Source organism: Kitasatospora sp. NPDC004272 (assembly GCF_053603035.1).
Genome location: NZ_JBSGET010000291.1, coordinates 1 through 1,335, shown reverse-complemented (window position 1 = coordinate 1,335; position 1,335 = coordinate 1). Strand labels below are relative to the sequence as shown.

Below are 1,335 nucleotides of genomic sequence, written 5' to 3'. Positions count from 1 at the left end.
GATGCTCTTATGGATGTCAAGCAGCGGTGGTGAGCTGCTCGGCGGTGATTGGTGTGGTGCTGGGTGTGGTCAGGACCTGGTAGATCTCTCGGGCGATGAACCGCTTGAGGCAGCGGATGATCTCCTTCTTCGAGAGGCCTTCCGTGGTCCTGCGCTGCATGTACTGCTTGGTGCGTTCGTCCCAGCGCAGGCGGCATAGGACGATGCGGTAGAGGGCTGCGTTGGCGGCCCGGTCGCCGCCTCGGTTGAGGCGGTGGCGGTGGGTGCGGCCGGACGATGCGGGCAGTGGCGCGACACCGCAGAGCATGGCGAACGCCGCTTCGGAGCGCAGTCGCTCGGGGTTCTCCCCGGCGGTGACCAGCAGTTGCCCGGCGACGTCCGCGCCGACGCCGTTCAGCGTGAGCAGGGCCGGGGCGATCTCGGTCACCAGCGGGGTGATGATCTCCTCCAGCTCCGAAATCTCCTCGCCGAGTCGCCGGTGGCGGCAAGCCAGGGTCCGCAGCGCGAGCCTGGCGGCGACGGCCGGTTCGCCGGCCCGCTGCGCGTCCGGGCGCCAGGCGGCGCACGTGGCGATCAGTTGCCGGTCGCCCAGGTCCCGCAGTACGGCCCGCAGTTCTTCTGGAGCGGTGATGATCAGAGTCTTCATCTGCCGTGCCACGTCGGCGCGTTGACGCACCGCGCTGCGGCGGGCCACCCGCAGGCTCCGCAGGGCCTCCACCCGGCCGTCGCGCTGCTTGGGTATCCCCGTGCGGCGGGCGGACAGGGCCGCCCTGGCGGCGGCCTCGGCGTCGACCGGGTCGGACTTGCCCTGCCAGCGGCGGGCCTTGCGGTCCGGGCGGTCGATCTCCACCACGCCCACGTCCTGCTCGCGCAGGTAGCGGGCCAGGCCGGCCCCGTAGGCGCCCGTACCCTCGACTCCGACCAGCACCAGGGTGCCGAACGAGCGGAGCCAGGCCAAGAGCTTGCGGTAGCCGGCCGCGGTGGCCTCGAACTGCTCGGCGCCCAGAGGCCGTCCGGCCGAGTCGACGGCCGCCGCGGTGTGGGTGTCCTTGTGGGTGTCGACGCCGCCGGTGATCTCGCGGGTCTGCTGTGCGATGGTGGACATCGCCGTCCTCTCCATTCGACCGGTCAGGGCGGCAGCCACCGGTCCGGCGGGTGGACAGGACAGTGATGGGGCCTCTGGCCAGGCTCTTATGAAGTCACACAAGCCGGACCGGTGGATGCACACGAGCGGTCCCCGAACGAAGCCGACAAATCCCGTTGAGGACCCGAGGTCAGTCAGGAGGTGGGTCAGACCTGCCCGGGAACCGCTCATGAACATCCTCACTGTCAGGA

1 protein-coding gene is annotated in these 1,335 nt (G+C 70.3%); it reads right to left on the bottom strand.

Going from position 1 to position 1,335, the window contains the following annotated elements; translation table 11 throughout:
* Positions 1 to 16: 16 nt before the first annotated feature.
* Positions 17 to 1,105, bottom strand: a complete 1,089-nt coding sequence (locus tag ACWEO5_RS38490; RefSeq protein ID WP_452166707.1) for an IS110 family transposase — start codon at positions 1,103 to 1,105, stop codon at positions 17 to 19.
* Positions 1,106 to 1,335 lie beyond the last annotated feature (230 nt).

Coding starts and splice junctions, on each gene's coding strand:
- ACWEO5_RS38490 (WP_452166707.1), bottom strand. CDS start 1,105: ATGTCCACCATCGCACAGCAGACCCGCGAGATCACCGGCGGCGTCGAC.